Annotated in this window: 25 protein-coding genes and 1 riboswitch; of the genes, 14 read left to right on the top strand and 11 right to left on the bottom strand. The window is 71.2% G+C overall.

The genetic code is table 11. The annotated features are described in order from the left end of the window. Positions 1-249: 249 nt before the first annotated feature. From OG534_RS31645 to OG534_RS31655, 3 genes are all read left to right on the top strand, one after another. Positions 250-600, top strand: a complete 351-nt coding sequence (locus OG534_RS31645) for a DM13 domain-containing protein (protein WP_442807174.1) — start codon at positions 250-252, stop codon at positions 598-600. 207 nt (positions 601-807) lie between these two features. After that, on the top strand, positions 808-1,905 hold the full coding sequence (locus OG534_RS31650) for a right-handed parallel beta-helix repeat-containing protein (protein ID WP_326592589.1): 1,098 nt from the start codon (positions 808-810) through the stop codon (positions 1,903-1,905). Positions 1,906-1,939: 34 nt separating this feature from the next. Continuing rightward, the gene (locus tag OG534_RS31655) at positions 1,940-3,031 is read left to right on the top strand and encodes a methyltransferase (protein WP_326592590.1); all 1,092 of its coding nucleotides are present in this window, start codon (positions 1,940-1,942) and stop codon (positions 3,029-3,031) included. Between the two features lie 99 nt (positions 3,032-3,130). Here the strand turns inward: OG534_RS31655 and OG534_RS31660 are convergent, their stop codons facing one another. Together OG534_RS31660 and OG534_RS31665 are read right to left on the bottom strand one after the other, a co-directional pair. Next, complete coding sequence (locus OG534_RS31660; RefSeq protein ID WP_326592591.1) at positions 3,131-3,388, bottom strand: acyl carrier protein; 258 nt, start codon at positions 3,386-3,388, stop codon at positions 3,131-3,133. Positions 3,389-3,401: 13 nt separating this feature from the next. Further along, complete coding sequence (locus OG534_RS31665) at positions 3,402-4,562, bottom strand: SchA/CurD-like domain-containing protein (protein WP_326592592.1); 1,161 nt, start codon at positions 4,560-4,562, stop codon at positions 3,402-3,404. 147 nt (positions 4,563-4,709) lie between these two features. Between OG534_RS31665 and OG534_RS31670 the strand changes: the two genes are divergently transcribed. Beyond that, entirely contained in the window at positions 4,710-6,380 is a 1,671-nt protein-coding gene (locus tag OG534_RS31670) for an FAD-dependent oxidoreductase (RefSeq protein ID WP_326592593.1), read from the top strand. An 89-nt stretch (positions 6,381-6,469) separates the two neighbouring features. Here OG534_RS31670 and OG534_RS31675 read toward each other — a convergent pair whose 3' ends face one another. Both OG534_RS31675 and OG534_RS31680 read right to left on the bottom strand, forming a co-directional pair. Next, positions 6,470-7,003: a hypothetical protein gene (locus OG534_RS31675; RefSeq protein WP_326592594.1), complete on the bottom strand. Its 534-nt coding sequence runs from the start codon at positions 7,001-7,003 to the stop codon at positions 6,470-6,472. 72 nt (positions 7,004-7,075) lie between these two features. Further along, entirely contained in the window at positions 7,076-7,609 is a 534-nt protein-coding gene (locus tag OG534_RS31680; protein WP_326592595.1) for a hypothetical protein, read from the bottom strand. Positions 7,610-7,843: 234 nt separating this feature from the next. Beyond that, a riboswitch (cobalamin riboswitch) is annotated at positions 7,844-8,072 on the top strand. A gap of 167 nt (positions 8,073-8,239) precedes the next feature. On the opposite strand from OG534_RS31680, the gene metE reads away from it, so the two are divergent. Next, positions 8,240-10,561, top strand: a complete 2,322-nt coding sequence (gene metE / locus OG534_RS31685) for a 5-methyltetrahydropteroyltriglutamate--homocysteine S-methyltransferase (RefSeq protein WP_326592596.1) — start codon at positions 8,240-8,242, stop codon at positions 10,559-10,561. On the opposite strand, the gene OG534_RS31690 is transcribed toward metE, so the two are convergent. Further along, positions 10,558-11,172, bottom strand: coding sequence for a TetR/AcrR family transcriptional regulator (locus OG534_RS31690; RefSeq protein ID WP_326592597.1), 615 nt, complete (start codon positions 11,170-11,172; stop codon positions 10,558-10,560). The genes metE and OG534_RS31690 overlap by 4 nt on opposite strands. Before the next feature lie 191 nt (positions 11,173-11,363). Beyond that, the gene (locus OG534_RS31695; RefSeq protein WP_326592598.1) at positions 11,364-13,427 is read right to left on the bottom strand and encodes a galactose-binding domain-containing protein; all 2,064 of its coding nucleotides are present in this window, start codon (positions 13,425-13,427) and stop codon (positions 11,364-11,366) included. A 262-nt stretch (positions 13,428-13,689) separates the two neighbouring features. Here OG534_RS31695 and OG534_RS31700 point away from each other — a divergent pair, with 262 nt between their 5' ends. Then, the gene (locus OG534_RS31700; protein WP_326592599.1) at positions 13,690-13,974 is read left to right on the top strand and encodes a hypothetical protein; all 285 of its coding nucleotides are present in this window, start codon (positions 13,690-13,692) and stop codon (positions 13,972-13,974) included. A 118-nt stretch (positions 13,975-14,092) separates the two neighbouring features. Here the strand turns inward: OG534_RS31700 and OG534_RS31705 are convergent, their stop codons facing one another. Beyond that, positions 14,093-15,292, bottom strand: a complete 1,200-nt coding sequence (locus OG534_RS31705) for a serine hydrolase domain-containing protein (protein ID WP_326592600.1) — start codon at positions 15,290-15,292, stop codon at positions 14,093-14,095. A gap of 205 nt (positions 15,293-15,497) precedes the next feature. Then, a complete protein-coding gene (locus tag OG534_RS31710; RefSeq protein ID WP_442807257.1) occupies positions 15,498-16,814 on the bottom strand; it encodes a recombinase family protein in 1,317 nt (438 codons plus the stop codon). 95 nt (positions 16,815-16,909) lie between these two features. On the opposite strand from OG534_RS31710, the gene OG534_RS31720 reads away from it, so the two are divergent. Further along, positions 16,910-17,266, top strand: coding sequence for a zinc ribbon domain-containing protein YjdM (locus tag OG534_RS31720; RefSeq protein ID WP_326592601.1), 357 nt, complete (start codon positions 16,910-16,912; stop codon positions 17,264-17,266). Between the two features lie 116 nt (positions 17,267-17,382). Here OG534_RS31720 and OG534_RS31725 read toward each other — a convergent pair whose 3' ends face one another. Continuing rightward, positions 17,383-18,099, bottom strand: coding sequence for an AfsA-related hotdog domain-containing protein (locus tag OG534_RS31725; RefSeq protein WP_326592602.1), 717 nt, complete (start codon positions 18,097-18,099; stop codon positions 17,383-17,385). Continuing rightward, the gene (locus OG534_RS31730) at positions 18,056-18,991 is read right to left on the bottom strand and encodes a helix-turn-helix domain-containing protein (protein WP_326592603.1); all 936 of its coding nucleotides are present in this window, start codon (positions 18,989-18,991) and stop codon (positions 18,056-18,058) included. The genes OG534_RS31725 and OG534_RS31730 overlap by 44 nt, the downstream gene beginning before the upstream one ends. Before the next feature lie 168 nt (positions 18,992-19,159). Here OG534_RS31730 and OG534_RS31735 point away from each other — a divergent pair, with 168 nt between their 5' ends. From OG534_RS31735 to OG534_RS31765, 7 genes are all read left to right on the top strand, one after another. Continuing rightward, positions 19,160-20,575, top strand: a complete 1,416-nt coding sequence (locus tag OG534_RS31735; RefSeq protein WP_326592605.1) for an MFS transporter — start codon at positions 19,160-19,162, stop codon at positions 20,573-20,575. Positions 20,576-20,647: 72 nt separating this feature from the next. After that, the gene (locus tag OG534_RS31740; protein ID WP_326592606.1) at positions 20,648-21,502 is read left to right on the top strand and encodes an alpha/beta hydrolase; all 855 of its coding nucleotides are present in this window, start codon (positions 20,648-20,650) and stop codon (positions 21,500-21,502) included. An 88-nt stretch (positions 21,503-21,590) separates the two neighbouring features. Beyond that, positions 21,591-22,109 (top strand): hypothetical protein, encoded by a 519-nt coding sequence (locus OG534_RS31745; protein ID WP_326592607.1) that lies wholly within the window; start codon positions 21,591-21,593, stop codon positions 22,107-22,109. A 12-nt stretch (positions 22,110-22,121) separates the two neighbouring features. Beyond that, positions 22,122-23,126, top strand: a complete 1,005-nt coding sequence (locus tag OG534_RS31750) for an LLM class flavin-dependent oxidoreductase (protein ID WP_326592608.1) — start codon at positions 22,122-22,124, stop codon at positions 23,124-23,126. Between the two features lie 163 nt (positions 23,127-23,289). Continuing rightward, entirely contained in the window at positions 23,290-24,234 is a 945-nt protein-coding gene (locus OG534_RS31755; protein ID WP_326592610.1) for a hypothetical protein, read from the top strand. A gap of 18 nt (positions 24,235-24,252) precedes the next feature. Then, entirely contained in the window at positions 24,253-24,876 is a 624-nt protein-coding gene (locus tag OG534_RS31760; RefSeq protein WP_326592611.1) for a hypothetical protein, read from the top strand. Beyond that, positions 24,857-25,696 carry an inositol monophosphatase family protein gene (locus tag OG534_RS31765; RefSeq protein WP_326592613.1) on the top strand — a complete coding sequence of 280 codons (840 nt, stop codon included), beginning with the start codon at positions 24,857-24,859 and terminating at the stop codon, positions 25,694-25,696. The genes OG534_RS31760 and OG534_RS31765 overlap by 20 nt, the downstream gene beginning before the upstream one ends. 25 nt (positions 25,697-25,721) lie before the next feature. On the opposite strand, the gene OG534_RS31770 is transcribed toward OG534_RS31765, so the two are convergent. Beyond that, on the bottom strand, positions 25,722-26,912 hold the full coding sequence (locus OG534_RS31770; protein ID WP_326592615.1) for an SLC13 family permease: 1,191 nt from the start codon (positions 26,910-26,912) through the stop codon (positions 25,722-25,724). Positions 26,913-26,993: the final 81 nt, after the last annotated feature.

The following is a 26,993-nucleotide window of genomic DNA, read 5'->3' on the forward strand; positions in this document are numbered from 1 at the left end:
CCCAAAACATCCCCCATGGCAATGCGCGCACAGACAGCGAGATGGCACGGCCCAGGCTACAGCGGGGGTCCGACGGACGGTCGGACCTTCGGGCCGCAACCCCCGCACAGGGGGCGACGGTCCGGGTGGCGGGCTGGAGAGGGAGCGGCAGTGACGAGGGCGAGGCGCTGCCGACCGTGGCCGGCGGGCCGTCGGGTACCGGATCGTCAGGAACCGGATCGTCAGGAACCGGCGCCCCCGGCCGCACCCGTGACCGTCGCCCGGGGGACCCTCATCAGCCACGAGCACAGCACCACGGGCGCGGCGGAGCTCATCCGGCTCCCCGACGGGTCTCACACCCTGCGCCTGGTGAACCTCGACACGAGAAACGGCCCGGACCTGCGGGTATGGCTGGCCGACGCGCCGGTGAAGGAGGGCGTGGCGGGCTGGCGCGTCTTCGACGATGGCAAGTACGTCAGCCTCGGCAAGCTCAAGGGCAACAAGGGGGACCAGAACTACCCCGTCCCCGCCGGCGTGAACGTGGCCGACTACACCAGCATCAGCATCTGGTGCGACCGCTTCGACGTCTCCTTCGGCGCGGCGAGCCTCACCTCCGTGTGACGCGCCGCCCGGGCACCCTCCGGCGGCGTGTCCGGGCGCGCGACACGCCGTACGGGCGGAGCTGATCCGGCGTCACGCCGTACGGCGTCACCCCGAGTGCGACGATCCACCCATCCGGCCGCCGAAATGCGGCCGTTTGCCCACGGGATGTATCCATCCGCTTACCCGGTGTGGCGAGAGGCCGTCATCGCCCATAACTTCGGCATCGTGACGAACCGACAACTCAAGTCCCTCACGTGCATCGCCGTCGTCATGGCCGCAGGCTTCGGTGTGTTTGCGCCACCCGCGTCCGCGGCCGGACACAGAGTGCACCCGGGCGACTCGATCCAGGACGCGGTGGACGCCGCACGACCGGGCGACATCATCACCGTCATGCCCGGCACCTACTACGAGAACGTACTGATCACGAAGCGGGTGACCCTGCGCGGGTGGGGAGCCCGGACGGTGATCAAGCCGCCCGCCACGAAGGCCGCGCCGGCCGACCCGGCCAAGCGGGCGGCGCACGCGCGGGCGGTCGCCGCCTGCTCGCAGGCCGACACCGGAATCTGCGTCATGGGGACGCCGGAGCGGCCCGTCGACGGAGTGAACATCCGTTCGCTGGCCGTCTCGGGCTTCAAGCGGAACGGAATCTGGGCCTCCTACACCGACCGGCTGAGCGTCGAGCGGGTGATCTCCGAGAAGAACGGCACCTGGGGCATCGCCCAGGAGCGCTCCACCCGCGGGCAGTTCCGCGACAACCTCGCCCGCGACAACACCGAGTCGGGCATCTTCATCGCCAACACCGTCGAACGGGAGGGCGGCGCCACCGACACTCTCGGCGCCGTGGTCCGGGACAACACGCTCACCGGGAACCGGATCGGGGTCACGGTCAGGCGCGTCAGGAACCTCACCGTCAGCGCCAACACCCTCACCGGCAACTGCGGCGGCGTCTTCGTCGTGGGCGACGAGGGCGAGCCCGGTGCCGGGGACATGACCATCCGCGGCAACCGGATCCACGAGAACAACAAGTTCTGCAAGGGCAACAGCCGCCTCCCCGACATCCAGGGCGTCGGCATCGTCCTCACCGGGGCGGAGGAAACGATCGTGCGGGGGAACTCCATCCGCGGCAACGTCGGCTCCTCCCCGCTCTCGGGCGGAATCCTGCTCTTCAAGAGCTTCGTGGGCGCAACGAACACCGACAACGTCATCCGGGACAACGTCGTGCGGGACAACCGGCCGGCCGACCTGGCCAACCAGGGCGCCGGAACGGGCAACCTGTTCCGCGACAACCGGTGCGAGACCTCCGTGCCGGCCGGGATGTGCTGACCGTGTTCCCCCTCATCAGGAGAATCGAGGCCGTATGACCACGGTAAGTTCCACCAGCATCTCCACCACCCTCACCACCCCCACCACTCTCCCCGGCCCGATCCCCGCCGCGCACGGCCCCCAGCCGGGCATGCGGCTGCGCGAACTCGTCTTCGGGGCGGCCTGCGCCGCGGCCGTACGGGCGGCGGCCCGTCTCGGAGTGGCCGACGCCCTCGGCGAGGCGCCCGCCACCGCGGCCGAGCTCGCGGCGGCGTTGCAGTGCGAGCAGCAGCCCCTGCAGCGGCTGCTGCGCGCCCTGGCCTGCTACGGGATCTTCACGGAGACGGAGGACGGAACCTTCGTCCACACCGAGATGTCGCGGCTGCTGCGCGAGGACGATCCGCACAGCCTGCGCTACATCGCCCTGTGGTGCACGGAACCCTGGACCTGGCAGGTCTGGCCGCGGCTCGACGACGCCGTGCGGTCCGGCGGGAGCGTGTTCCAGGACGTGTACGGCAAGGGGTTCTTCGACCACCTGCACCAGGACGCGCACGAGTCGGCCCACGTGTTCAACCGGGCCATGACCACCTCCAGCATGCAGTCCGCACTGGACGTCGCGGACCTCCTCGACCTCACCGGCGTCTCGGTGGTCGCGGACATCGGCGGCGGCCAGGGGCACGTGCTGGCGAGCCTGCTGGAGAAGCACCCGACGGTACGCGGAGTCCTGCTCGACCTGCCGGGTGTGGTGGCGAAGGCCGACCCCCGGCTGCGCGAGGACGGTCAGCTCGCCGAACGGGCCGCCATGGTCCCCGGGGACTGCCGTCAGGCCATCCCGGTCGAGGCCGACATGTACATCATCAAGAACATCCTGGAATGGGACGACGAGAGCACCCGCAGGACCCTGGCGAACGTCGTCGCCGCGGCCCGACCCGGGGCCAGGGTCGTCGTGATCGAGAACCTGGTCGACGACTCCCCGTCGATGAAGTTCACCACGGCCATGGACCTGATGCTGCTGCTCAACGTCGGTGGCGCGAAGCACACCAAGCACAGCCTCTGCACCCGGATCGAGGACGCGGGACTGGTGATCGGCGAGATCCGTCCCGTCAACGCCTACCTGCACGCCTTCGAGTGCACCGTTCCCGGGTGAGCCCGGCCCACATAGGACCCAACGCCTCGAGACCGGCGCGGAGCCGGTCTCGGGGGCGTCGGCGTGGAGGCCGGGCGGTGTTTCGTCGGTCCGAACGCGTCAGGTTCCGGTCGTCAGGGCGTTGTTGACGAGGTCGAGGAACTCACGCGGCGACTTGCACCGGTCCGCGTCGGCGGGCAGGGGCCGGCTGTGCCGGTTCTCCAGCTCGCCGACGATGCCGAGGAGTCCGAGGGAGTCGAGTCCCCACTCGTCGAAGCCCGAGTCGGGGCGGCTCGCCATGACGGCGGGGTCGACGGTGATGCCGGCGCCCTTCTTCATCAGGGCGGCCAGTTCTTCCATGGTCAGTCGATCGGTCATGTCGGACATCTCCTCAGGCTGGTGCCGGCGTGCGCCGGTCGGTGATCAGGCGCATCTCAGAGCGCGCGAGGAACCGTGAGATCTCCTCGTCCGTCGTGGGGACGCCGTCCTTGGCGCTGTCGAGCAGCCGGGCCAGCACGGCCGCCTTGTGGCCGCCCTCGACGCCGAGCGACAGGGCGGGACGGGCGTCGAGCGGTCCGCGCATGTCGAGGAGCCGGACGACGATGTCGTCGCGCTGGAAGACCGTGCTGCCCTCGATGGGGCTCGTCGGGTCGTCCACGGCCGCCTCGCCCTGGGTGGCGAGCAGCCGGGCGAGTTCCATGCCGCAGCCGTTCTTCGCGGGGTAGAACAGCGCGTGCCGCCCGAGTTCCGCGTGCTCGCGGCCGCCGGCCGCCACGTGGTGCACCGCCGGGAGCGCCGCACGCGTGAAGAACATCCGGGCGGAGCCGGGGTCACTGAGGTCCCGGTCCTGCTCCAGGTACGGGTTGATGGCCTCCTCCAGCTTCCGGACCTCGGGCTGCATGGCCACGTGGCGCAATGCCGCGAGGAGGTCGCCCTCCACCTCGACCGCCCGTACGACGCGGTTGCCGTGCATGAAGAGGGAGGTGCGGCGCAGCCGGGTGCTGTCGTCGACCTGGGCCTGCGGGGAGGCGTACCCGGCCAGCAGCTCCGCCACCTCGGGCTCGCTGCCCGGCTTGACGGTGAAGGTGAGGGCGTGGCGGACCACGCCGTCCCCGCGCCGCGGAGCGATCTGCAGGCCCTCGGCCCGATCCGCGAAGTGCGTGGAAGGGGAGGACGAGCGGGGGACGGTGGTGGCCAGGGGCACCGGGTCCTTGCTGGTCTCCCGCAGCACGCTGAAACGCAGTGAGCGGGTGTCGCGTACGCAGCCGTGGAGCGGCTGCACCGACGCGACGTGGTCCTCGCTGTTGACCCAGGCCAGGAACCGCGGTGCGCTCTCCCATTCGCTGGTGATCAGCCACTGGGAGGGATTCTCGATCGACTGGCACAACTCGTCGCTGATGTGTCCGGGGACGGAGGACACCTGCTTGCGGAGATGCTCGTAGACCTCCAGGAACTGGTTCTGCGCACCGTCGTACAGATCCAGCAGCAGCACGACCCGAAGCCTCGAGCCGTCGAAGGCGGACTGGGATATCCGTTCCGACAAGGTTGTCATCGTTCACACTCCTTCGAGACCACACGGTCGCCACGGGGCGGCGCCACCCGAACCGATCGTTGTCCCGTAATCCCTGCGGCGCGAGAGGGGAGAACCAAGCGGGTGAACGGGCGAGGGAACCGCCCTCGCACAGGGCATGGAAGAGCCATGAAGGAAAACGTCGACCACCGCGTCCCGGTCCTCATCGTGGGCGGCTCGCTGGTGGGCCTGTGCACCTCGCTGTTCCTCGGCCGACACGGCATCACGCACATGCTGGTCGAGAAGCACGCGGGTACCTCCCTGCACCCACGCGGACGCGGTATCAACGTACGGACGATGGAGCTGTTCCGGGTCGCCCGCGTCGAGGACCGGATCCGAGAGGCCGCCTCGGTCCTGTCGGACAACCACGGAATCCTGCAAGGCGGCTCGCTGACCGGCGAAGACCAGGAGTGGCTGTTCGAGCAGATCGACCCCGGGGGTGCGCTCGCGCGCTTCAGCCCGTCGGCATGGTGCCTGTGCAGCCAGAACGACATCGAGCCGGTACTGATGTCCGTGACCCCCACCCTCGGGGCGGACCTGCGGTTCTCCACCGAACTCCTCTCCTTCGAAACGGACGAGAGCGGGGTGACCGCGATCGTGAAGAACCGGGAGACCGGGGAGCACAGCACCGTGCGGTCGGACTACCTCGTCGCCGCCGACGGGCCCCGCAGCCCCGTGCGCGAACAGCTCCGCATCGGCCAGAACGGCCACGGCGACCTGTTCCACAACGTGAGCATCACCTTCCGGTCCCGCGGCCTCGCGGAGGTGGTCGGCGAGCGGCGCTTCATCGTGTGCTACCTGACCAAGCCCGACGCCGACGGGGCGCTGCTGCCGGTCGACAACCGCGAGCGGTGGGTCTTCCACGCGCCCTGGCACCCCGACCGGGGCGAGACGCTCGAGGACTTCACGGACGAGCGCTGCGTCGAGCACATCCGCCGGGCCGTGGGCGCTCCCGACCTGGACGTCGAGATCACCGGAAAGGCCCCGTGGCACGCCGCCGAGCGCGTCGCGCAGCGGTACGCGGCCGGCCGGGTCTTCCTGGCCGGCGACTCCGCCCACGAGATGTCCCCCACCGGGGCGTTCGGCTCGAACACCGGCATCCAGGACGCCCACAACCTCGCCTGGAAGCTGGCCGCGGTACTGGACGGTGCGGCGGGCCCGGGGCTCCTGCAGACGTACGAGGCCGAGCGGCTGCCGGTGGCCCGGGCGACCGCCGAACGCGCCTCGGCCCGTTCGGCGGAGCACAGCCACCCGGGGTACGAGCCGGACGCCCAGACCCTCCCCGAGCCCGCCCCCGAGCCCGCCCCGCGCGGTGGCCCGCAGGCCGGCGTCCTCCCCGTGGTCATGGGCTACCGGTACAACGAGGGCGCGGTCCTGGGAACCGACCCGGACCTGCCCGTCCTGCCCGAACGGATGGCGCTCCGCGGCGAGCCGGGAACCCGGGCGCCGCACATGTGGCTGCGCGCACCGGGGGTGCCGGAGCGGAAGTCCACCGTCGACCTCTACGAGCGGTCGTTCGTCCTGCTCAGCTCCGAGGGCACGTCGTGGAGCGGTGCGGCGGGGTCCGTCGCCAAGCGGATGAACGTGCGCCTGGACGCGTACGGGATCGGCACCGGGCCGGAGGCCGACCTGATCCCGGAGGACGGCGCGGACTGGGCCGAGGTGCACGGCACCACCGCGGCCGGCGCGGTCCTGGTCCGCCCGGACGGCTTCGTGGCGTGGCGCTCGGCCGATGAAGCCGTCATGGACCCGGAAGTGGTGCTCCAGAAGGTGCTGACCACCCTGCTGGACCGCACCTGACCCTCCTCCTCGGCGGGAACGGGAAGGGGCGTCGCCCCCGCGGTTTCCCGCGGGGGCGACACCCCTTGACGGGTCGGGGCCGGATCAGGTCACGGGAGCATCGTCGAACCGAGCTCGCCCGGCTTCTTCGGCACCCAAGGCGCTACGGCGGTGGCTTCAGCGGGGTCCGGCTCGCCCATGCTCACCCGCCAGACGTCCCTGTACTCCGTGCTCCCGGGCAGGACGTGGATCTCCTTGATCTGGCCGGTGTCGTGCAGGTAGAGCACGACGGTCTGCCGGTACGACCCCTCGTCGTAGAACTCCGCGGTGACCTTCCCTCCGGCGCCCTTGCGGAACGCGGCGATCCAGTTCTCGGCGGTCTTTTTGGTCGTGCCCTTGTCCTGCGCGTCGTTGGCCAGGGACGCCAGCTCGTCGGCCTTCCCGTCGGCTATCCGCCACACCACCTGCTGGGTGATCCCCAACGTGCCCGTGGACGGGTACCCGACGACCGCGAGCGGCGGGTGGCTGCTGTAGTCCCCGGCGTACTGCACGTCCTCGGCGTCGTACTCCCTCGAGCAGCCGGTGAGCGCGCCGAGCGCCAGGGCGCAGACGAGGGCGGCCCGCAGGGCCGCCGCCGGCCTCACGGGGACCGCGGCCCGAGGGCGGCGACCTCTACGAGGGAACAACATGCCTCCAGATGAATGTGATCGGTCAGGTCAGCGCGGAGTCTTCGAGCCGAGACCCCCAGGCGCCTTCGGAACCCACTCGGGGACCGCCGAGGCCTCCCTCGGATCCGGCTCGCGCATGCTCACGCGCCAGCCGCCCTCTCCGGTGCTCCCGGTGATGCGGACGTGGAACGCCTTGGTCTGCGCCGTGTCGTGGAAGTACACGACGACGATCTGCCGCACGGACCCCTCGTCGTAGAACTCCGCGGTCACCTTGCCCCCGGCCCCCTTGCGGAAGGCCTGGATCCAGTTCTGCGCGGTCGTGCGGCTCTCGCCGTTCACCTCGTCGCCGTCGGCGGCGAGCGACGCCAGTTCGTCGGCCTTCCCGTCGGCGATCCGCCAGATCAGTTTCTGGGTGATCCGGAGGGAGTCGGAGGTGGGATGGCCGACCACGCCCAGCGGTTCGTGGTTCCCGTAGTCGGTCGCGTACTGCAGTCCTTCCTCGTCGGCCGCGCAGCCGGTGAGCGATCCCCACGCCACAACGGCCACCAGGGCAGCCCGCGCCGCGGACAAACGAGTGGCCATACGTCCTCGGCCTTCCGGTGAGTATCGGGTGATCTCGATGCAGAGAGCTGCAACCTAGCGCCCTGACCAGGCAGTTCGAAGTGGCAAACGGACAAGGGGGACACAATGCGCGACTCAGTGACGCAATTCACGCCATGGCCGGGTTTCGCCGGTCGGTGAGGAGCGGGAGACCCGGACGTCTCATCCCGACATCCGGATGCTGGACACCTCCGCCCGCCGCCGGGGAACGCCATCTACTCTGGCCGGGCAGCTGGTTCGCCCCGTCCGCCAGGCGGGATGCGTCGTAAGAGGGAACCCGGTGGGAATCCGGGACTGCCCCGCAGCGGTGAGCGGGAACGACCGCCGTCATACGCACTGGGCCCGGCCGGGTCTGGGAAGCGACGGCCAGTAGGAGTCTCGTACGGCATCCGTACGACGAGACGTGCCCGCGAGTCCGAAGACCTGCCCGTTGCCCGTGTGCGACCGATCGCGCGCGGAAATCCCGGTGACCTCGTGGGCGGGTCGGCGACACATCAGGCGGACGGCCGCGGGCAGGTGCCCGGTCAACGGTCGAGGTCCGTCCGGTTCGTCATCCCTTCGCGCCTGAGGCCCTCACCGGGTCCACAGGAAAAGCTCGCGAAGGAGAGTTCCGTGACCCGCACGACCCCAGCCGCCGCCGCAGTACAGGCCACCGCGGCCACCGTGTACGGCTACCCCCGACAGGGGCGGAACCGGGAACTGAAGAAGGCCGTCGAGGGCTACTGGAAGGGCCGCGTCACCGCGGACGCCCTCCGGGAGACCGCCCGCGACCTGCGCCGGACCAACTGGCAGCAGCTGGCCGACGCCGGCATCACGGAAGTGCCGACCGGCGACTTCTCGTACTACGACCACGTGCTGGACACCAGCGTGATGGTCGGCGCCGTCCCCGCACGCCACCGCGCCGCCGTACGGACCGACGCCCTCGACGGCTACTTCGCCATGGCGCGCGGCACCCAGGAGGTGGCGCCGCTCGAAATGACCAAGTGGTTCGACACCAACTACCACTACCTGGTGCCGGAACTGGGCCCCGACACCGTCTTCACGGCGGACTCCGCGCAGCAGGTCGCCGAGCTGGAGGAGGCCCTGGCCCTCGGCCACACCGCCCGTCCGGTGCTGGTCGGCCCGGTGACCTACCTGCTGCTGGCCAAGCCCGCCCCCGGCGTCGCGGCCGACTTCGAGCCCCTGACGCTGCTCGACCGCCTGCTGCCCGTGTACGCGCGGGTCCTCGCGGACCTGCGCGCGGCCGGAGCCGAGTGGGTGCAGCTGGACGAACCCGCTCTGGTGCAGGACCGCACCCCGGCCGAACTGAACGCCGCCGCCCGCACCTACCGCGAGCTCGGCGCCGCGGCCGACCGGCCGAAGCTGCTCGTGGCCTCGTACTTCGACCGGCTCGGCGAGGCCCTGCCCGTCCTGGCCAAGGCCCCCGTCGACGGTCTCGCCCTGGACTTCACCGGCGCCGCCGCCGCGAACCTCGCCGACCTCGCCGCCGTCGGGGGCCTGCCCGGCAAGCGCCTCGTCGCGGGCGTCGTCAACGGCCGCAACATCTGGATCAACGACTTCGAGAAGTCCCTGGCCACCCTCGGCACCCTCCTGGGCCTGGCCGGCCGGGTCGACGTGGCCGCGTCCTGCTCCCTGCTCCACGTGCCGCTGGACGCCGGCGCCGAACGGGACATCGACCCGCAGGTCCGGCGCTGGCTCGCCTTCGCCCGGCAGAAGACCGCGGAGATCTCCACGCTCGCCCGCGGCCTCGCCCGCGGCACGCAGACGATCACGGCCGAACTCGCCGCCAACCGGGCCGACCTGGCCTCCCGCGCGAACTCCGCCCTCACCCGCGACCCCGCCGTACGCGCCCGGACCGCGGCCGTCACGGACGCCGACGGCCGCCGCTCCCAGCCGTACGAGAGGCGCGCGAGCGCCCAGCACGCCCGCCTGGGCCTGCCCGTGCTCCCCACGACGACCATCGGATCGTTTCCGCAGACCACTGAACTGCGCACGGCCCGCGCCGATCTGCGGGCCGGCCGCATCGAAAGGACCGGCTACGAGGACCGCATCGAGGCCGAGATCCGGGAAGTCCTCGCCTTCCAGGAGAAGGCCGGCATCGACGTCCTGGTGCACGGCGAGCCCGAGCGCAACGACATGGTCCAGTACTTCGCCGAGCAGCTCACCGGCTACCTGGCCACCCAGCACGGCTGGGTCCAGTCCTACGGCACCCGCTACGTCCGCCCGCCCGTCCTGGCCGGCGACATCTCCCGCCCCGACCCGATGACCGTGCGCTGGACCACGTACGCCCAGTCGCAGACCGGCCGCCCCGTCAAGGGCATGCTCACCGGCCCGGTCACCATGCTCGCCTGGTCCTTCGTCCGCGACGACCAGCCGCTCGGCGACACCGCCCGCCAGGTCGCGCTGGCCCTGCGCGACGAGGTGAACGACCTGGAGGCCGCGGGCACGTCCGTCATCCAGGTGGACGAGCCGGCCCTGCGCGAGACCCTGCCGCTGCGGGCCGCCGACCACGCGGCCTACCTCGCGTGGGCCACCGAGTCCTTCCGGCTCACCACCGCGGGCGTGCGTCCGGACACCCAGATCCACACGCACATGTGCTACGCCGAGTTCGGCGACATCGTCGAGGCCATCGAGGACCTCGACGCCGACGTCATCAGCCTGGAAGCCGCCCGCTCCCACATGCAGGTCGCCGACGAGCTGGCGGGCGCCGACTACCCGCGCGAGGTCGGCCCCGGCGTCTGGGACATCCACTCGCCGCGGATCCCCTCCGTCGCCGAGACGTCGGCGCTGCTCCGCAAGGGACTGGCGGCCATCCCGGCCGAACGGCTGTGGGTCAACCCCGACTGCGGGCTGAAGACCCGTGCCTGGCCGGAGACGAAGGCCTCCCTGGAGAACCTGGTGGAGGCGGCCCGGCAGGTGCGCAGCGAGATCTAGGGCGCGGCCACGGCGGCGTCCTCACCGACGAGGCCGGCGACGTGGTCGGTGATCATGTCGAGGATGTCCGCCGAGATCGTGTCGTCGCCGAGGACGAGGTGGTTCAGCGTCAGTCCGTCGGTCATGGCCGCCAGATAGCGCGCCAGCACCGGTACGGGCACGCGGAGGGCGAAGCCCATCCGGTGACGGAGCTGTTCGATCAGTTCGGCGTAGGTGTCGCAGTACAGCTCGTACTGCCGTCGCGCCAGGTGCTCGAAGCCCGGTCGGCGCAGGGCGTACTGGGTGAGTTCGTACGTGAGCATGTGTTCGCCCGGGTGGGCGGACACATGGTCCCAGTACGCTTGGAAGCCGGCCCGGACGGTCTCCCGGAGGGTGGCCTTCGGCTGGATCGCCTCCTTCACCACGGTGATGCTGTGCTCGGTGATCGCCGTGATGACGGACTCCAGCAGGGCCTGCTTGGAGTCGAAGCAGTAGTGGAAGACGCTCAGTGACACGCCCGCCTCGGCGGAGATCGACCGGGTCGTCGTGCGGGCGACGCCGTCGCGGGTCATCGCGCGGATCGCGGCCTCGGTCAGCTGGCGGCGCCGCTCGGCCGACGGCATCCGTGCCATGGGCGTTCCTCTCGGTTCGTGCTGTGCGTGCGGTGCTGTGCGTGCGGTGCGGTGCGGTGCCGTCCCGTGCCGTGCCGTGCGGTGTGGTCCTGCGCGGTGCGGTGCCGCGGCGGGCCGGGGAAGGCGGCCGGGGCCGGCCGGATCGGTGGAGATCCGGCCGGCCCCGGCCCCTGGACGACGCCTCGGCGGTGTCAGCTGCTGAAGACGCCGACCTCGTGGAGCGAGTACCCCCACTGGGTGCCGCGCTGCAGTCCGTGGATGCGGACGTAGCGGGCCGTGGTGCCGGTGAACAGCGCCGTGTCCAGGCCGCCGTCACCGGTGGTGGTGGACCATGCGGACTGCCAGTTCGTGCCGTCGGTCGACAGCTCGACGCGGTACGCCTTCCCGTGCGCGCGCTCCCAGTCGAGGGTGACGCGCTTGACCAGGCTCGGGGTCCCGAGATCGACCTGGAGCCACTGGTCGTCGCTCCAGTCGCTCGCCCAGCGGGTGCCCGTGTTCCCGTCGACCGCCCGGTACGGCGCGTAGCTCGTGAACGGGTTCCACTCCGACGAGCTGGCCGAGGCGGCCGCGCCCGCGGCCAGGTTCACCCCGGCCTTGTGCTTCTCCGACGAACCCCAGGTGGTGAGGTAGGACTCGGCGCCCCGGAAGAGGTCGTCGACCACGCCCTGGCCGCCGACGATCCGGATGTCCTCGATCCAGTCCGGGACCAGGCCGTAGTGCGAGGCACCGTCGGTGTTGAGGTCCCACGTGCGCTGCCCGGTGGTCTGCTTGTCGATGACGGAGCCGCCGTCGGTGCTGCGGAAGGGGTAGCGCACCGGGTTCGGGGTGTCCGCCCCTCGGGGGCCGGGCCAGCCGCCGACGCCGTTCATGTCGGTGCCGTAGCCGTAGCCGACGTTGTACTTGTCGCGCAGCGCGTCCGTGCGCTTCGCCTCCGCGCTGAACCCTTCGGCTCCGCCCATGTACTGGGCGATGAAGCCGCCGAGCTTGTAGAGCCGCTCGGTCCAGTTGAGGTCCATCCAGCTGTGCGAGGAGATGATGCCCGGGTAGGACTCGGACTCCAGGATGTCGAAGGCCTGGCCCGCGGCCTTGACGCTCATGTGGTCGATCTCCAGCATCATCTTGCGTTTCATCATGCCGCGGACGGCGTAGTCGCCCAGCTCGGTGAGACCGCGGGTGTTGCACTGCGCGTCCGCCGCGTACGACGGGACCGACACGCCCGCCGGCAGTTCCTTCTGGGCCGCGGGCGCCGCCGCGATGCCGATCGGGTTGTCGTGCTGCGGGCCGGTGCACTTCTCCGTCTTCCAGAAGGTGCCCGTCGACAGGAACTGGCCCACGTTGATCGCGGTGCCGAGGGCGCCCTGGTCGAAGCGCACCCCGCACAGGGCGTTGTCGAACTTGTGGCACAGGAACATGCTGCGCACGCCCAGCTTGTGCAGCTCGTCCAGGCCGCGGTCGATGTCAGCCTTGCCGCACTGCGCGATGTCCAGGATCTGCTTGCAGCCGAAGGGCTCGGAGGTCTCCACCCCGAGGACGACGGCCAGCTTGCCCTGCTTGATGACGTCGCGGGCCTGGTCGGAGTCGGTGACGATCCTGAACCAGCCCTTGCCGGGGCCGCCGTACATCTTGTCGATGTAGGCCTGCATGTCGTACGTCTTCTGCGCCTCCAGGCGGATGGCGGTCATCTCGTCGCAGCTGCGGTCCTTGAAGAAGTAGACCGAGCAGATCACGCCGTTGGTGACGAGGTCGTTGACGAGGACCCGCTGACCGCCGCGCCAGGCGCGTTCGACCCAGGCGTAGTAGTTCTGCTGGTGGGTCAGCGAGTCGTGGGCGGGCCAGTCCTTGAAGGTCGGCCAGCCGTCGGGGTCGTGCCTGCCGTCGCCGCCCTTGGTGATGAAGTCGAAGATCGCGAGCGAGCCGTCGGGGTAGTGCTCGGGGCAGTCCTTGAGCGCGTCGGCCACTCCCAGTTCGGAGAACGGCTTGCCGCAGATGAGCCGGCCGCCGAAGCCCTCGTTGGACATCAGGTGGTCGTGCGCGTCGACGAAGCCCCGGACCCGCCCCTGCGCGTCGGTCCCCTTGAAGGGCTCGCCCGTGACGTTGATCGCGGAGTCGGGCGCGGGCCGCGCGACCGGATTCCACCAGCCGGGGTCGGCGGAGGAGCTGGGTACGGGGCCGAGCACCATCGCCACCACGGCGAGGAGCAATGACAGGACGGCGAGGGGCCTGCGCCTGGGGTGCGTGTGTCGGGAAATGGTCATCACTCACGTCTTCGGTCGGGGGGCACGACAAGCCACACGGCATGACGACGGCTTGACATGGACCGCACAAACAGTGGGACGAGAATCGCGACTGGCACCGACGGAGTCAAGAGTCCGGGACGGATGACCTGATGACTCGTCAGTCAAACCCTTCCCCGGAAGGCGACGCGTTCGGACGGCGGGGCGGGTCCGGCCCCGATTGCGATCCGCGTTTCGCGGTGTCGAGGCGGCGTGAGCGCCCCGGGCGGCCTACCGTCGGGGTATGAGTGGAACCGTCGTGGTGTACGAGCTCGACGAAACGGTGACGGCGCCCGACCCGGGAGGCTCGGCGGGGGGCGGCGACGCGCTCGTCCGGCGCGTGCACGCCGCACCGGCCGCCCCGGGCATGACCGCCGTCCCCGGTCCGCGGACCTTCTGCGGCAGGGACACGTTCGCGATGCAGGCGGCCTCCTGGCAGCCTGCGGGGCAGCCCGGCTCCACGTGGTACGACCCGCAGTACGCGAGCCGGGTCTGCCCCGCCTGCGACGACGCGGTGGGCAACGGCTGAGCGGGCAGGAAGCCCCCTCCCCGCACGCCGCCCCCCACACGTCGGCCACGCATGTCAGCGGCCACGCATGTCAGCGGCCACACATGTCAGCGGCCACACATGTCAGTGGCCCCGCACGTCAGCGTGCGTTGTTCTCCAGCAGGTCCATCTCGGCCGGGGCGAAACCGAATCCGCGCTTGGTCGCCTCCTTGGGCTGCTTGCCGCAGAACGCGGCTTCGAGGGTCCCGCCGAGGGCGGTGTTCGCCGCGCCCCTGTTCGAGGTGTTCGCCATGGCGGCGAGGCTGCGCCGGCCGTCGCGCGTGGAGAAGGCATACGTGTAGAAGCCCTGCACGGTGCCCGTGTGGCCGTAGACCGACGTGCCGCAGGAAAGGTCGTAGCGGCGCAGGCCGAGCCCGTAGAACCGGGTGTTCGTGGCGTCGGTAGGGGTCACCGTGACCATGGCGTCCAGCATGGCGGGGGACAGCAGCCGGCCGCCGAGCAGCGCGGACGTGAAGGTGTTCAGATCGGCCGGGCTGGAGATCACCGCCCCGGCGGACTGGGCCCACGACACCGTCTGCTCGGTGGAGTCGACCAGGGGCGCGCCGGCCTCGTCCGGGTGGAGGTAGCCGCGCGCGTGCAGTCCCCTGATCTGCGTGGTGGGGTGCACGTAGGAGGTGTTGCGCAGCCTCAGCGGCTTGAAGATGCGCCGCTCGTACTCCTTGGCCACCTGGTTGCCGGTGGCCTTCTCGATGAGCATGCCGACGACCACGAAGTTGGTGTTGGAGTACTTGTACGCCGCGCCGGGCACGGTCGTCCGCGGTTCGCGCAGGGAGAGGTCCACCAACTCCTGGTAGCTGAACACCTTGTTGCGCACGGCCTCGAAGCCGGGCACGGTCTTCTCGAACATGGCATCGGTGTAGTCCGCGAGTCCGCTGCGGTGGCTGAGCAGATGACGCACGGTGATCCGGTCGTCGGGCAGCAGGCCGGGCAGGTAGTGGTTGACGGCGGTGTCCAGCTGGATCCGCCCCTCGGCCACCAGCTGCAGCAGGACGACGGCGGAGAACGTCTTGCTGACGCTGCCGATCCGGAAGCGGGCCTGGGTGTCCATGGCGGCGCCCGTGGTCTTGTCGCGTACGCCCTCGGTCCTGGTGCGGACGCCGAGGGGGCCGCTGAAGCGGGCCATGGCGCCCGGAGCGCCGGCGGCGGTCGTGTTGCGCAGCGCCTGGCTCAGCGCCTCGAGATCGGGGGAGAGGGAGGGCGCGGCGTGGGCGGTGGTCGCCGGAGCCACCGCGGCCATCACCGCGAGCAAGGCTGCGCTGAGGGCCAGACGTCGGTTCATGGGCAGGGGCACGGTGGGGGTTCCTCTGGTCGGTCGGCAGGGCGGAATCGGGGCGTCGCGGATCGGTCGGCCGACCGATCCGTGCGCCCAAGGAAGATCATCCGACAGGAGCGGCAGTGGTACGAGCCACAACGCGCCGTTCTACGAGGGCAGTTCCAGCAGCCGCACCGCGGTCTCGCGCATCTCCCCCTGCCTGCCCTCGGCCTTACACCGCCTCGCCGTCCTCTGCGGACCCGTCGAGGCACGGCCAGCCGACGGACACGTGGTCGTCCGGGGTCATCTTCCGCGCGTGCTTCCCGTTGGCCGGCATCAGGGTCACGAGGGTGCAGAACTGCACCCATGACCGCTTCACCGGCAAGGGAGTTCCGGCCCATCCTTCGATCAGCCCGGCGATGCCGGCGACGGGGTCAAGGGGAGGCAGGCCGGTGACCCCGCACAGCTTGGACTCGGTGTCCTCCAGCCTGGACCGCAGGGATCCGCTTCCGGCCGTCATCTGCGACAGGGAGATGGCTCCCTCGGCGTAGGCCAGGGCCAGGCCGTCGAGCCGTTCCCGCAGGCTCTTCACCTGGGCGCGGAGGTATGCCGTGTCGGCTTCTCCCTCACCTGCACGCATGGCCAGGACGGTCGGCAGGAAGTCGGGCCGCACCATGCGGGCGAGTGTTGCGTTCTCGGCCCTCTCGTCGGCGACGTCCCGAGGACTACGGGTGTGGGTCTGGCGGCACCCGTAGACCTTCGTTCCCCGGTACCCCCTGCCGCTCACGGAGTCGCCGCACACGCCACAGAGGGCGATACCGGACAGGAGCGTCGTCGCCGTCCTGCCCGTCCTCGGCCCTCCGCTGAACCTGTCGGGGTTCGACAGGATGGACACCACTGCGTAGTGGGCCGCGTCGTCGAGGATGGCCGACCGCTCGGCCTCGCCCATGACTTCGCCCCGGTAGGTTCGCCGGCCGAAGTATCTCGGGGAGGTGAGCACCTTCTTCACCCCTCGCAGGGTCCATGCCGTCGCTCCGGCCGCGATGGAGCGAGGCGACAGGAGACCGGCCTCGGTCCACCTCCGGGCGACGGCCGACAGGGACTCACCGGCAAGGATCATCGAGGCGCCTTCGCGGACCGCATCGGCCTCGGCCGGAACGATCGTCACGTGATCCTTGCCGTACCCGAAGGGGCGGATGCCGGCCGTGTAGGGCTTGCCTGCCTTCGCCGCTTGCAGGTTCGCGAGAACCTGGCGCTCCGCCTTCTGCTCGCCTTCGTATGTCGCCCACGCAGTGACCGTGCGGGCCACGGCTCGACCGGCGGGAGTCGACAGGTCGAGGTGACCGGCACGCGCAGCGTGCACGTTCACGCCGAGTGCGATGACCCGCTCAAGATCCTTCGTCACCCTGACGAGCCGGTCGGTGTGCCAGCACACGACCGCTTCCGGCCGGCTGGCCAGCAGTGCTTCGAAGCCCGGTCGGACCTTCCTGAGGAGTTGTGGTGCGAGAGTGGCGCGCCCTTGCGGGAGTCGGTGGTCCCCGAGGTGTATCGGATGTTCACGGCGTCATCCGCGCTCGGCGCGGCCGGCGCCCGGGCCGGGTGCGCCAGCCGATCTGCGCCGATGGCCTGAAATACACTGGTCCGGTGACTGAGACCCCTCTGCCTCCCTGCCCCGAATGCTCCAGCGCGTACGCGTACGAGATGGGCGCCCTCCTGGTCTGCCCCGAGTGCGGGCACGAGTGGCCGCTCGCCGCCGCCGAGCCCGGTGGTGCCTCCGAGGAGCGGGTGATCAAGGACGCGGTCGGCAACGTACTGGCGGACGGGGACACCGTGACGGTCGTCAAGGGTCTGAAGGTCAAGGGCAGCCCGTCGGGCATCAAGGCGGGCACCAAGGTGCGCAACATCCGCCTCGTCGACGGTGTCGACGGCCATGACATCGACTGCAGGATCGAGGGCTTCGGCCAGATGCAGCTCAAGTCCAGCGTGGTCAGGAAGGTCTGACCGCGCAGGAAAGGCGCCTGACGGGCGGGTCCCGTCAGGCGCCTTCGTCGTTCCCGGGCGAGGGGAAGGGGCTCCCTCGGTGCGCAGTCACCGAAGGAGCCTCGCCGGTGGGGAGGTCAGGGCGTGGCGAAGACGCGGAGGGGGGCGGGCGCCGTGGTGGTGATCGTCGCCGTGGCGGTGAACACGTCCTCGCCGTTCTGGCGGGCCAGGACGCGCACGGGGTGGCGGCCCGCCGCGGTCGTCCCGTCGGCTGCCGGGGTCGTCTCGATCCAGCAGGGCGAGTTCAGCTCCGCGTAGCGGAAGAACCGCATCTCCATCGCGGTCAGGACGCCCCGTCGGGGGAAGGCGGAGCAGTACGCGGTCTGGCGCACGGCTTCCAGGAGCAGCATGCCGGGGGCGTGGTCGACGGGGTGGTCGAACAGGATCGGGTGGTTGATGTCGGCGCGGAGCTGGGTGCGGCGCGTGGAGCTGGTGGGGGAGAGGACCACGTCGTGGAAGCGGTCGCGGCCGACGCGGCGCGGCGTCAGCGGGGGCGGGAGCGGGATGACGCGGGCGGTCACCTGGTCGAGGTCCGCGTTCCTGCCGCGCAGACGCTGGTAGACGGCCTCGGGCTGGTTGGTGAAGCCGGCCTCGGCGGTGCCGAGGTACTCCCCGTCGCGCGTCGCGGTGATGGCCGCGGCAGGCCCCGTACGCGGCAGGTCCCGGACGCGGTCGCCGAACCGTACGAGAGCCCGGCCCCGGTCCCCGTCACGACCGGCGGCCGCACCGGCTGACCTACCCCCTCCCGCCCTACCGCTCCCCGCCCCCGCCTGTGCCCCCGCCCGCGTCCGCATCCGCCGACGCGGGCTTCGGGGTGTCGTGCCCCGTCGCGGTGGGACCGGCGGTCAGGCTCGACAGCATGCGCAGCGCCGCGTCGGAGGGGGAGGACTCGGGGGCGCTGTAGAGCAGCATCCGGTGGTTGGTGCCGTCGGTGAGGTGCAGGTTCTCGAAGTCCAGGGTCAGCGCGCCCACGACCGGGTGGTGCAGGGTCTTGGTGCCGACGGTGCAGTCCCGTACGGGGTGCTTCGACCAGAGCGAGGCGAAGTCGGGGCTCTGCAGCATGAGCGACCCGATGAGCTCGGCGAGCGCCCGGTCCTCGGGATTGCGTCCGGCCACCAGGCGCAGCGCCGCCAGGGCCACGCGGGCCTCGCTCTTCCAGTCCGTGTAGAGCTCCCGGGTGTGCGGGTCGAGGAACAGCATCCGCGTGAGGTTGGGGCGTACGGCCGGGTCCTCGGGGCTCGCGTAGTCGAGGTGCCCGGCGAGCAGGGCGTGGCCCAGCGGATTCCAGGCGAGCACGTTGTTGCGGCCGTCCAGGACGACGGCGGGGACCTGCGGCATCGCGCCGATCAGCCGGCGCGTGGTGTCCCGGGCGTACTCGGGGCGGGGCGACGGGGCCCGCTTGGCGCGCGGCGGCCTGGCGAGGTTGAGCAGATGCGCGTGCTCGTCCGGGGTGAGGCGCAGGGCGCGGGCCAGGGCGTCGAGGACGCTGTCCGAGGCGTTCGTGCTCTGCCCCTGCTCGAGGTGCGTGTAGTACGTGATGCTCACGCCGGCCAGCAGGGCGAGCTCCTCCCGCCGCAGCCCGGGCACGCGCCGCCGGGTGCCGTGGGAGGGGAGCCCGACGTCCTCGGGCTGGAGCTGGGCCCGACGGGCACGAAGGAATTCGCCCAGGGCGGTGGGTGTGTCCATACGTTCCAGTCTGCCGGGGGAGGGCGCCGAGCGCCGCCCGTGAAGGTGGCCCTGGCAGTGCTAGCTTGCCCGGCGCCAGCACAACCAGGGGGCTGGGTAACCGTCTGCGACCGGTCCAGAGTCGATGGCGCAACACCTTGTTGCGTGATCGAGAGGATGTGTTTCGCGATGTCGGTTGTCGAGGGTGCGCGGGTCGATACGGGTGCGGGGGAGGTGCCGGCCCGCTTGGACGGGCGTCTGAAGCTGGTGCTGGTCGTCCTGCTGGTGGCGCAGTTCATGCTGGCGGTGGACTTCTCGATTCTGAATGTGGCGTTGCCGGTGATCGGTGATGGCCTTGGTTTCTCGTTGTCGAATCTGCAGTGGATCGCGACGTCGTTCGCGTTGTGCGCGGCGGGGTTCACGTTGTTGTTCGGGCGGGTTGCGGACCTGTTCGGGCGTCGGCGGCTGTTCCTGGTGGGTTTGGCGGTGCTGGGTCTGTCGTCGTTGGCGGGTGGTCTGGCGAACAGTCCGGAGATGCTGATCGTGGCCCGTGTCTTCCAGGGTCTTGCGACGGCCGCGGTGACGCCGGCGGGCCTGTCTCTGCTGACGACGTCGTTTCCGGAGGGCCCGTTGCGGCAGAAGGCGTTGGGTCTCAATGGTGCTCTGATGTCGGCGGGGTTCACGACGGGCGCGATCCTGGGTGGTGTTCTGACGGATCTGCTGTCGTGGCGGTGGGCGTTCTTCATCAATGTGCCGGTGGCGCTGGCGGTGTTGCTGATCGCTCCTGCCGTGATCAAGGAGTCGCGTCCTACTACGCGTCCGAAGCTGGACCTGCCCGGCGCCACAGCGGTGACTCTCGGGCTCCTCGCGCTGATTTACGGTCTGACGCAGGCGGGTGAGCATGGTTGGGGTTCGGGTTCGGCGCTGGGCTGGCTGGCGGCGGGTGTGGTGCTGCTGGTCGTGTTCTATGCGGTGGAGTCGAAGACGGCGAGCCCGTTGGTGCCGGTGTCGGTGTTGAAGAAGAAGACGGTGGCGTGGGGCAACATCGCGGGTCTGGTCGCGTTTCTGACGGAGACCAGTCTGGTGTTCCTGATGACGCTCTACCTGCAGGAAGTCCTCGACTTCTCACCGCTGACGGCGGGGCTGTCGTTCGGTGTGCTGGGTATCGGCACGGTGATCGGTGGTTCGATCGCGCCCCGGGTGATCGGTGCGACCAGTACCCGCACGACGCTGATCGCGGGTGGTCTTCTGCAGGCGGTGGCGACGCTGAGTCTGATCGGGCTGGGTGAGACCTCGGGAAGCATGTGGCTGTTGCTGGTCGCGACGTTCGCGGGTGGTGTCGGCAACATGCTGGTGATCGTCGGGTTCATGGTCACCGCTACCACCGGTCTGCCGGATCACGAGCAGGGCATGGCGACGGGTCTGGCGACGATGACGCAGCAGATCGGTATCACGATGGGTACGCCGATCATGTCCGCGATCGCCGCGGCGAACAGCGACATCCACGCGGGCATCACCACGGCGGTCATCGTGAACACCGCGATCGTGGTCCTCGGCACCCTCACCACCGCCCTCTTCCTCCGCAACAAGCAGCCCGGCAACTAAGGCAACTCCGCCTTGTGACAGCCCTGCCGCGGAGGCGAACGTTGGCCCCAGGCACGGAGGGAAGGAACCCCGATGGCAACACCCACCCACTCAGCCGCCGGAACGAACCGTGTCGCGGTGCGCTGGGAGCAGGCCCGCATCGCCTCCCCGTCCGGCCCGGTCCCCGCCAGGGTGTACCGGCCGGGGACATCAGCGCCGCAGGGCTGGCTGGTGTGGGCCCACGGTGGCAGCTGGCGCGCCGGATCCGCCCAGGACTGGCACGGCGCGACCGCCGAACTCGCCCAGTCCTCCGGCTTCGCCGTCGTGAGCGTCGACTACCGGCTGGCCCCCGAGGTACGCCACCCGGCCATGGTCGAGGACGTCCTGTCCGCGCTCGCCTGGGTCCGGGAGCGGGCCGGCGGGACCGCTCCCGTCGCCGTCGGCGGAGACAGTGCGGGAGCCACCCTGGCCGCCTGCGCCACGCTCGCCTGCCGCGACCGGGCTCTTCCCCTGGCGGCCCAGATCCTCGCGTATCCGCCGCTGGACCCCGGCTGCACCGCGGCCTCGTACCACCGCTTCCCCGACATGTTCCCCACCGCCTCCTACCTGGCGGCGGCCTGGCAGGACTACCGGCAGCCGGGCCGACCCGTCGCCGCGGACGGCACACGGCTCCACAGCACCCCCTTCGAAGCGTCCGACCTGCGCGGTCTCGCACCGGCCGTCATGGCCACCGGTGACCTCGACCCCGTCAGCGACGACGTGCACCGCTACGGGCGCCTGCTGCGGGCGGCCGGTGTGGAGGTCGTCCTGCGCGAGTTCCGGCAGACGGGCCACGGTGCGTTCCTGCAGCCCGGCCGCGCCCCGGGCGGACACACGACGGTGTCCCTGCGCGGCTGGCTGGGCGCGGCCCTGCGGCTGCTCACCTCTCCGGACGGGACCGGCGCCTGAGGCGCGCCGCCCTCCTTTCCCCTGTCGCATCTCCCATCCCGTCCCCTCCCGTCCCCTCCAGTCCTCACTCACCTCATACGGAGCCGACATGACCCCCGACGTCCCCAACCTCGACGCCCTGCTGCGGCACTTCGCCGACCTGCGCGACGGCATTCACGGCGGCGCCGTCTCCCGCCCAGACAAGGAGGAGCACTTCCGTACCGCCGCGCGCCTGCTGGACCCGTACGCCCGCCAGGCACTCGGCGAGCTCAACGACGAACTGCTCCTCGGACAGGGCGTCGTGGACGCCACCGGCGTCGAACGCGCCGACGACGGAAGCCTCTTCCACGCCTGGACCCTGTGGTGGGACGAGCAGTCGGCCGCCGACATCCCGCCCGTGACGCTGTACGCCCACTACGGAGCCTCCTTCCACCACCCGCACCTGCGCGGGGCGACGGTCTCCGAGTGGCCGCTGAACGTCTTCGACGACGCGCAGGCCGCCGCAGAACTGCCCACGCTGCGTGCCATCGCCGCCGCGGACCTCCACAACCTGGTCTTCGAACGCGACTTCAGGATCGTGCCCGCGACCATGGCGGGCGCCACCGGCGTCCCCGCCCACCAGCACTGAAGGGCGACCGTCATGAAGAACATGAACAACATGAGCAACATGAGCAACGCGAAGAAGCTGCGGCTGTCCGTGCTGGACCAGACCCCGGTCGGCGAGGACCACACCCCGGACCAGGCGCTGCGCGCCTCCGTGGACCTCACCCGCGTCGCCGAGGACCTCGGCTACACCCGCTACTGGGCCGCCGAGCACCACGACTCCCCGGGCTTCGCGAGCAGCGCGCCGGAGATCCTCGCGGGGGCGCTGCTCGCGCACACCTCGCGGATGCGGATCGGGACGGGCGGGGTGCTGCTGCCCCGCTACGACCCGGCGAAGGTCGCCGAGGTCTTCGGCGTACTGGCCTCCCTCCATCCGGGGCGGGTCGACCTCGGGATCGGCCGGGCCGGCGGCCCCGCGCGCGACTTCCCGCAGCGGCTGGCGCAGCTGCGGGCGCTGCTGGGCGAGGGCGGCGTCGTACCGCACGCACCGGTCCCGCCGCAGATGTGGCTGCTGGGCGCGGGGCGCGAGTCGGCGCGGCTGGCCGGGCTGCTGGGAACCGAGTTCGCGTTCGGGCACTTCTTCTCCCCGGCCGGCGGCCGGGAGGCCTTCGAGGACTACCGCGCCGAGTTCCGGACGACCACCGGCGGACGGGCCGGCGGCGCGCTCGCGGTCCGCGTGGTGACGGCGGACAGCGCGGGCCGCGCGGAGGAACTGGCCCAGAGCCTGCTGCTGTGGCGCGCCCGCAAGGACCTCGGCCAGGACGGCCCGCTGCCGTCGTACGAGACCACGCGCCGCCACCGCTGGACGGGCGCGGAGCTGGAGCGGGCCAAGGTGCACCGGACGGCCCTCGTCTGCGGGGCGCCCGAGCAGGTGCACGCCGCCCTGACCGCGCTCGCCGGGACCCACGGAGTGGACGAGCTGATCATCAACACCCTGACCTGCGACCCGGCCGACCGGCAGCGCTCGTACGAGCTGCTGGCCGAGGCCTTCGACCTCCCGGCGTCCCGCCCGCAGACCCCGGTGGGTGCGTCCCGCTCCTAGAAGGCGGCCGGACTCCGCGCAGGACGCGGCGAGCGGTACCGGCGGGACGCCCGGGGCGGTGGGCGTGCGGGAGGGCGCACGGGTGCACGACGTGAACTCGCCCTGGTGGCACCGCCGGAGCATCTCCTACCATCGGACCACGGTGGGGGAGGGGGGTGCTTTCATGGCAGCGGCTGTCGGGCGGCTGGAGCGCTTCGTGGCCTGGGTGCTGCGCAATGCCGATGTCGTCGTCGCCCTGTTGGTCGCGATGGCGGTCGGGTTCCTGGACATCTTCGGCGACGTCGTCAGCGACGACGTGGCCTCGGGCGCCACCCTGGTCGTCCTCGGTCTGCTCGCGACCGGTTCGATCGTGGAGCGCGTGCGCCGGCCCGCGAGCATCCAGGAGGCCATGAGCGGGACCCGTCAGGCCTTGGAAGACCTCGCCATGGTGCGTTCGCTGTCGGGCAACGAGGTCGGCGAGGCCCTGCGGAAGGCCCGGCAGCACACCAACCTCTGGTACTTCAAGGGCGGTACGGGCACCTACCTGCGGGCGGTCACCCTGCCGCTGTGCGTGGCCGCGGCGAAGGAGCAGCGGTCCCAGCTCAACGTGAAGATCGACATCGTCAATCCGGCCGACGAGCGGGCCTGCGCCGCGTACGCCCGGTTCCGGCAGATGTTCGGCGGGCAGCGTCGGAGCGACGACCTGTGGACCACCGACCGGGTCCGCAGAGAGTCGTACGCGACCGTCCTCGCCGCCTGCTGGTACCAGCGGCAGCTGACGACGCTGGAGATCAGCGTGCACCTCTCGGCCGCCGTGCCGACCCTCCGCTTCGACCTGTCCGAGACCTGCCTCGTCATCACCCAGGACGACCAGTCCCGGGTGAACCTGCTGGTCGAGCGGGGCCAGCCGCTCTACGACTACTACGTGACCGAGTTGCACCAGAGCCGCGAGCAGGCCACCGCACTCGATCTGCGCGTCGCGTCGCCCCTCGGCCAGGAGCCCACCGTCGACGAGGTGCGGACGCTCTTCGACGATCTGCGGCTCCCGCTGCCGCGCGTCTTCACCGACAGCGACATCGGCAAGATCATCGAGAAGGCGCTGCACGCGGAGGACCCCTACAGGAGGTGAGGCGCTCCGGCGCGTGCCATGGACCACGAGCTTGAAACGACTCTGGCCGGCCTGGAGGAAATCGCCTCCGGGGAACGGGAGTTGCGTGCCGTGCGGCACCCACTGGGATTCCTCTGTCTGCCGCTGCTGAGAGAGGGCCGGCGCGGGATCTGCGTGCATCTCTTCGACGTCGCCCACCGCGCCGACCCGGACGCCTCACCCATGCACGCCCACAGCTGGGAGCTGCGCAGCCGCGTGCTGTACGGGCGGGTGGCCAACCTGCCCGTGGCCACGAGCGTGGTGCACGATGGCGAGGAGGGCGCGACCCACCGGGTGTTCGAGGTCTGCAGCGGGAGCGACGGCGTGGACGAGATCCGCCCGACCTCCCTCCTGGTGCGGAGCGAGCCCGGACCCGCCCACGTCAGCTCCGGCGGGGAGACCTACACCGTGGCCGCGGGCGAGTTCCACGCCACCGCCCTGGACGGCGTGGAACCCGCGGCCACCCTGGTGCACGGGCTCTCGATCCCCGGGCAGGTCGACCTCTCGCTGGGGCCGCTCGACGGCCGCCCGCGCCGTACGACCCGCCGGCTGTGCGACACCGCGCAGACCGTGCGCAGCGTCCACACCGTCCTCAGGAGGATCGATGCCGAACAGCGGGCCTGATTTCGACCGCGAGCGGCAGGTCGCCGTCGCCGCGGCCGAGGAGGCGGGCGGCCTGTTGCGCAGGCGCTTCGGTACGGCGCACTGCCTGCGGACGAAGGGCCGGTCCGGGGACGTCCAGATGGACCTCGACCTCGCCGCCGAGGAACTCGTCCTCAGCCGGATCCAGCGCCACTTCCCGCACGACCGGATCCTGTCCGAGGAGGCCGGGCTCCTCGACGCGGCGGGCGAACGCACCTGGCTGGTCGACCCGTTGGACGGCAGCAACAACGTCGCGATCGGACTGCCCGCGTACGTCGTGGGGATCGGGCTGTGCCTGGGGAGCACCCCGGTGATGGGAGTCGTGCACGAGCCGGTCACCGGGGAGACCTGGCACGCGGTCCGGGGGCACGGAGCGTACGGGGCGGCCGGCGCGCTGTCCGGCCCCGACCCCAGGCTGCCGCGCCCCGGGCCCGTCGTCGCCTGGACCCAGGGCTACGCCGTGGAGCGCGGCGACGTGACGGCGGTGGCGCTGCGCGCCGTGCTGGAGCTGCGCTGCCGGCGCGTACTGCAGCTGTGGGCGCCGCTGCTCGGCTGGAGCCTGCTCGCGCGCGGCACCATAGACGCCTTCGTCGGCTACCGCGCCGAGGGCGTGGACCTGCCGACCGGCGCGCTGCTCGCGGCCGAGGCGGGGGTGGACCTGCGCACCCTGTCCGGGGCGCGGTTCCGGCCGGGGTTCGCCGGGGACGACAGCGGGCGCAGCTTCGTCGCGGCGCGCGGCGAGACGCTCGCCCATCTGCTGCGGGAGGTGGGCACCGCCGTGTCGCCGGCCGCGCCCGGGTGAATCGGTCGCCGTGGAGGCCCGTGCCCTACGTGGTGGCGGCCAGTGCCACCGTCGCCGACAGCGTGCCCGCCACCGCCAGCACCAGTCCCGTACCGAAGAAGCGGCCCAGCTGGATCCGCGTGCCGTGCCAGCGGCACCGCTCGAACCACAGCAGGGTGGCCAGCGAGGCCCACGGCGTGACGACCGGGCCCACGTTGACCCCGATGAGCTGGGCGAGCAGCTGCTGGTGGTTGGCCTCGGGGATGGCCGCCTCGGCCGCCATGTAGGCCGGGAGGTTGTTGAGCGCGTTGGAGAAGCCCGCGCCGACCGCGGCGGACCGCAGCATCCCGATGACGCCGTTGTCCGGCCCTATCGCCGTCGCCAGTATCTCGTGCAGCCCGTGGGCGTTGACGGTCTCCACCACCAGGAACATCCCTGGGACGAGGACCAGGAGCCGCCAGGGGATCAGGGAGAGGCTGAGCGCTTCCCGGCTGCGCACCGCGAAGGCCACCACCACGATCAGCGCGGCCGCCCCCGACGCCGACCACAGCGGTACGTCGGCGAGCAGGATCGCCAGCAGGAACCCGGCGCACGCCAGCGCGCACACCCGGAACAGGACCCGGTCCCCGGGGCGCGGCGCCGACGGAGGAGCGTAGCTGACCGCGCCGCGGCGGCCCGGGCGCCAGTAGAAGCCCCACAGGCAGGCCATCGTGACCGCTATGGCGGCCAGCTGCGGCGCCCACATGGTGGCGGCCATCTCCGACGGGGCCAGTGCCACCCGGTCCGCGGCGAGCAGGTTCGTCAGGTTCGACACGGGCAGCAGCAGGCTCGCCGTGTTGGCCAGCCAGACCGTGGTCATCGCCAGCGGCACGGCCGCGATGCCCACCCGGGTCGCCAGCGCCAGCATCACCGGGGTCAGCAGCACCGCCGTGGTGTCCAGGTTGAGGGTGATGGTGGTGACGGACGCGAACAGCACGCACAGACAGAAGAGGAGGAGGTAGTTCCCGCGGCCCGCCCGCGCCACCCAGGTGGCCAGCACGTCGAAGACCTCCGCCTTGCCGGTCAGCTCGGCGAGGACGATGACGGTGGCGAGGAACACCAGCAGCGGACCGATGCGCTCCATCACGTCGCCGGCGGGCGCGGCGGGCAGCAGCCCGGTGACGACGCAGAGCACGCCGAGTGCGAGCAGCCCGCCGGCCAGCCAGTCCAGTGGATGCAGACGCTTCAAGAGAGACACGGCGAACAGACTCGCACACGCGCCCGGCCGGGCGTCAGAAGGCGCCGAGCGAACCGGACAGGGCGGGCGGGCGCCGGGGCC

The sequence above is a fragment of the Streptomyces sp. NBC_01294 genome, from assembly GCF_035917235.1.
In the GTDB taxonomy this organism is placed as follows: domain Bacteria; phylum Actinomycetota; class Actinomycetes; order Streptomycetales; family Streptomycetaceae; genus Streptomyces; species Streptomyces caledonius.